The sequence below is a fragment of the Acinetobacter sp. B-6 genome (genome assembly GCF_056930735.1).
Genome location: NZ_JBXPBY010000040.1, coordinates 1 through 1196, shown reverse-complemented (window position 1 = coordinate 1196; position 1196 = coordinate 1). Strand labels below are relative to the sequence as shown.

Here is a 1196-nt window from a genome sequence, read left to right as displayed (position 1 = left end):
AGCGATTATGCAGTTACTTTAGCAACTACACCAGCACCAACTGTACGACCACCTTCACGGATCGCAAAACGTAGACCTGGGTCCATTGCGATTGGGTGGATCAATTCTACTGACATTTCAACGTTGTCGCCTGGCATTACCATTTCAACGCCGTCTTGTAATTGGATTGCACCAGTTACGTCAGTTGTACGGAAGTAGAATTGTGGACGGTAACCGTTAAGGAACGGAGTATGACGACCACCTTCTTCTTTAGAAAGTACATATACTTCTGCGTCGAATTTAGTGTGCGGCTTGATTGTACCTGGTTTAGCAAGTACTTGACCACGTTGTACGTCTTCACGCTTAGTACCACGTAAAAGTACACCACAGTTCTCGCCAGCACGACCTTCGTCTAGAAGTTTACGGAACATTTCTACGCCAGTTACAGTTGTTTTAACTGTATCTTTAATACCAACGATTTCAACTTCTTCGCCTACTTTAACGATACCAGATTCTACACGACCTGTTACCACTGTACCACGACCAGAGATTGAGAATACATCTTCGATTGGCATCAAGAATGCTTTGTCGATTGCACGCTCTGGTTCTGGGATATAAGAGTCAAGCGCTTCAACAAGTGCAAGAACTGCAGATTCGCCATACTGACCAGCATCACCATTAAGTGCAGCAAGTGCTGAACCACGGATGATTGGAGTGTCATCACCTGGGAAGTCATAAGTAGAAAGAAGTTCACGAACTTCCATTTCTACCAATTCAAGTAATTCTTCATCATCAACAAGGTCACACTTGTTAAGGAATACAAGAATATAAGGTACACCTACTTGGCGAGAAAGAAGGATGTGTTCACGAGTTTGTGGCATTGGACCATCAGTCGCAGCACATACAAGGATCGCACCGTCCATCTGAGCAGCACCAGTGATCATGTTTTTAACATAATCGGCGTGTCCTGGGCAGTCTACGTGAGCGTAGTGACGGATTGGAGAATCGTATTCTACGTGTGAAGTATTAATTGTAATACCACGTGCTTTTTCTTCTGGTGCAGAGTCGATTGCTGCGTAGTCTTTAGCTTCACCGCCGTAAGTTTTTGCACAGATAGTTGCAATTGCAGCAGTTAAAGTTGTTTTACCATGGTCAACGTGACCAATTGTACCCACGTTTACGTGTGGCTTATTACGTTCAAACTTAGCCTTAGCCAT

General features: G+C 44.1%; 1 protein-coding gene. It reads right to left on the bottom strand.

Annotation, left to right across the window (positions count from 1 at the left end):
- Positions 1–5 precede the first annotated feature (5 nt).
- Positions 6–1196: an elongation factor Tu gene (tuf, locus tag AC1Z3T_RS21095; RefSeq protein WP_004718491.1), complete on the bottom strand. Its 1191-nt coding sequence runs from the start codon at positions 1194–1196 to the stop codon at positions 6–8.